Annotated in this window: 3 protein-coding genes; all 3 read right to left on the bottom strand. The window is 66.7% G+C overall.

All coding sequences use genetic code 11. The features are described 5' to 3' along the window. Positions 1 to 142: 142 nt before the first annotated feature. From CKW40_RS41990 to CKW40_RS41980, 3 genes are read right to left on the bottom strand one after another with little or no spacing between them, the layout of a single operon-like run. Positions 143 to 1,087, bottom strand: a complete 945-nt coding sequence (locus tag CKW40_RS41990; RefSeq protein WP_095205347.1) for an ABC transporter permease — start codon at positions 1,085 to 1,087, stop codon at positions 143 to 145. Continuing rightward, a complete protein-coding gene (locus CKW40_RS41985; RefSeq protein WP_095205346.1) occupies positions 1,084 to 2,139 on the bottom strand; it encodes an ABC transporter permease in 1,056 nt (351 codons plus the stop codon). The genes CKW40_RS41990 and CKW40_RS41985 overlap by 4 nt, the downstream gene beginning before the upstream one ends. Next, positions 2,139 to 3,629, bottom strand: coding sequence for an ABC transporter ATP-binding protein (locus tag CKW40_RS41980; RefSeq protein ID WP_095205345.1), 1,491 nt, complete (start codon positions 3,627 to 3,629; stop codon positions 2,139 to 2,141). The genes CKW40_RS41985 and CKW40_RS41980 overlap by 1 nt, the downstream gene beginning before the upstream one ends. Positions 3,630 to 3,815: the final 186 nt, after the last annotated feature.

Below are 3,815 nucleotides of genomic sequence, written 5' to 3'. Positions count from 1 at the left end.
CGTATGAAGCTCATCCGTCGCAGCGCCGCGCCAACCAATCCGCTTGGCGCTGCGGCGGAAGCATAGGGGGGAGAACTGTTACCCATGTATCCGGTTCAAAGTGTTACCCATCTATCGGCTGGACACGCCAAGTCTTGCTCGCCTACCGCTCTTCCCTTCGGAATGGTTTGAGCAGCGCCGAGGGCGCCACCGCGTTGCGCGACATGACCGCCATCGCGACAATGGTGAAGATGAAGGGCAGCATCAGGAACGCTTCGTAGGGTATATGCCCGAGCCCACTCGCCTGCATGCGCAGCTGCAGCGCATCGACGAAGGCGAACAGCAGCGCCGCACCCGCCGAGCGCCACGGGTCCCAGCGGCCGAACACGACCAGCGCGATCGCCACCCAGCCGCGCCCCGAGACGACACCGAAGGTGAAGGCGTTGAACTGCGCCATCGACAGGAAGGCGCCGGCCAACCCCATCAGCGCACCGCCGAGAATGACGGCCTGGAAGCGGGTGGCAATGACGCTGACGCCGGCCGAATCGGCTGCGCGCGGGTTCTCGCCGACCATGCGCACCGACAGGCCCCAGGGCGTGCGGTAAAGCACGAAGGCGGCGAGCGGTATGGCCAGGATCGCCATGTAAACCAGCGCGAACTGGTTGAACACCGCCGGCCCGAGCACCGGAATGTCTGACAGAACCGGGATCGGCAGCGTCTGGAAACCCTTGATGCTCGGCGGCACCGATTGCTGGCCGAAGATCAGCCGGTAGAGGAAATAGGCAAGGCCGGACGAGAACAGCGTCACGCCAATGCCGCAGACATGCTGGCTGAGGCCGAGCGCCACCGTGAACAGTGCATGCAGCGCGCCCATCAGCATGCCGGTCAGCACTGCTACCAAGACCCCAAGCCACAGGCTGCCGCTGAGGCTGGTGGCGGTGAAGCCGGTCATGGCGCAGAGCAGCATGATGCCTTCGATGCCGAGATTGAGCACGCCGGCCCGCTCGGAAAACATTTCGCCGAGCGTGGCGAAGGCCAGCGGCGTGGCGATGCGAATGATGGCGGCCAGGAAACCGACCTGAAAGATCTGTTCGAACACCGCGCTCATGAGGCGGTCCCCACGCGGCGGACGCGATAGGCAGTGAACAGCAGCGCCACCAGCATGGCGAGCAGCGCCGTACCCTGGATCACATCGCTGAGGAAGGCCGGCACGCCGGTTGCCCGCGACATCGCTTCAGCGCCGGTCATCACGGCGGCGAGGAAGATCGCCGCCGGCACGACGCCGAGCGGATTGAGCCGCGCCAGCATGGCAACGACGATGCCGGAATAGCCGTAGCCCGGCGAAATGTCGCTCATCACCTGGAAATGCACGCCGCCGACCTCGCCGACGCCGGCCAGCCCCGCCAGAGCACCGGACAGCAGCGCGGTCGAAAGCAGCACGCGCTCGACATGGATGCCGCCATAGCGGGCGGCTTCCGGGTTTTCGCCGGTGACCCTGATGCGGAACCCGAGCGTCGTGCGCGCGATCAGGAACCAGATCAAAGGTGCGGCGAGCAGCGCCACGATGACGCCGAGATGCAGCCTTGTGCCTTCGATCAGCACCGGGAAATTGGCCGAATCCTCGATCGGCGGCGAGATCGGATAGCCGCTGAAACTATCCTTCCACGGCCCTTCGATCAGCGCCATCAGCGCGTAGTAGATGACCGAGTTGAGCAGCAGCGAACTGACGACATCGTCGACCTTGAATTTGACCCGCAGCGTGGCCGGCACCAGCGCAACTGCAGCCCCGGCGGCGGCGCCGGCGATCGCCATCAACAGCATGGCGAGCGCTCCCGGCATCGGGATGGCGCCGACAAAGCAGCTGGCGACGGCGCCGGCGAGCAACTGACCCTCGGCGCCGATGTTCCAGAATTTGGCGCGGAAGGCGACGGCGACCGCCAGGCCGGTGAAGATCATCGGTGCGGCGCGCACCAGCGTTTCGGTGATCGCGTAGCTGTCACCGAGCGAAGCCGTGAACATCACGCCATAGGATTCGAGCACACCGGCGCCAGCCAGCGCGATCAGGCCGCTGCACAGGACAAGCGTCGCCGCGATCGCGACCAACGGCAGCGCGAGGTTGAACCAGGCGGGCGTTGACGTCCGGACTTCCAGGCGAAACATCAGCCGTGCCCCTCCGCCCCGGTCATCAGCAGGCCGAGCCGCGCGATCGTCGCATCGGCGCTGTCGAGCGTGCCGACGATGCGGCCTTCATACATCACCGCGATGCGGTCGCAGAGCACCAGCAGTTCCTCCAGATCCTCGCCGATGACGATGATGCCGCAGCCCTTGGCCCGCATGTCGAGGAACTTTTCGTGGATGAAACGCGCCGCCCCGATATCGAGGCCGCGCGTCGGCTGCGAGACGATCAGAACCTTCGGGTCGAAAGCAAGCTCGCGCGCCAGCAGCGCCTTCTGCAGATTGCCGCCCGACAGCGCCCCGGCACGCGTCATCGGCCCGGGGCACCTGATATCATAGGCCTTGATCTGCGCCTCGGCGAAAGCGCGGATCGCATCCGGCTTGAGCAGGCCCTTGCTGCTGAAAGCGGCGGTGCCGATGCGCGGCAGCACCATGGAATCGGCGAGCGGCAAATTGGTGACCAGACCGGTCGTCATGCGGTCTTCCGGGATGCGGCCGAGGCCGAGCGCCTGCACCTCGCGCGGCGAAAACCGCGACACCGTCTGGCCGGCGATCGTCATCCGGCCGGCATCGGGCGCACGCACGCCGGAGATCACCTCGGCCAGCGCGCGCTGGCCATTGCCCGACACGCCGGCAATGCCGAGGATTTCACCGGCGCGAACGGCAAGCGACACGTCGCGAAGCACGGTGCCCGAATGCCTCGACGTGGAAATGCCGTCGAGCGTCAGCACAGCTTCGCCAGGCGTCGATGGCCCCCGCGCCGGCGGTACGATCTCGTGGCCGCACATCAGTTGCGCCATGGCGGCCGACGTGGTGTTGGCGGGATCATCGACGCGGCCGGCGACACGGCCAAGCCGCAGCACCGTGCAGCGATGCGTCAGCGCCCGCACCTCGTTGAGCTTGTGCGAGATGAAGATGATGCCGAGGCCCTGCGCCGCCATCGAGCGCAACGCGGAGAACAACCCGTCGACCTCGCTCGGCGCCAGCACGGCGGTCGGCTCGTCGAGGATCAAGAGCTTGGCGCCGCGAAACAGCGCCTTGACGATTTCGAGCCGCTGCTGTTCGCCGACCGACAGCGCCGAGACCGGCAGGTCGGGATTAAGCGTCAGCCCATGTTGGCGACTGATTTCGGCGAGCCGCGCCAGCCCGCCGGCACGGTCGAGCCGCCCCGACTTGCCAGGGATACCGATGAGCAGGTTTTCCAGCACCGTCAGCCGTGGCGCCAGATGAAAATGCTGGTGCACCATGCCGATGCCGGCGGCCAGCGCATCGGCCGAACTGGTGATCCGCACCGGCTTGCCCTGGACGAGGATTTCGCCGGCGTCAGGTGCGTAGGCGCCGAACAGCACGTTCATCAGCGTCGTCTTGCCGGCGCCATTCTCACCGAGCAGCCCGAGGATCTCGCCCGGCGCCACACTGAGATCGACAGCCTCGTTCGCTTTGACGGCGCCGAAGCTCTTGGTGATGCCGCGCATTTCGATGAGGGGGGCGGGCGTCGGCAAGGGGGCATTCCCGTTGAGAGGTGGCGTTGAAGCAGCTCCTCACCCTCCCCCTTGTGGGGAGGGTCGGCTCGCAGTCGCAGCGAAGCGGAGATTGCGAGACGGGGTGGGGGTGCGGCGCCGAAGACCCCCACCCCGATCCGCTTCGCGGATCGGGGTGGG

This window comes from Mesorhizobium carmichaelinearum, from assembly GCF_900199455.1.
GTDB lineage: Bacteria > Pseudomonadota > Alphaproteobacteria > Rhizobiales > Rhizobiaceae > Mesorhizobium > Mesorhizobium carmichaelinearum.
Note: the sequence above shows the minus strand (reverse complement) of the source record. Positions and strands in the feature narration are given on the sequence as shown.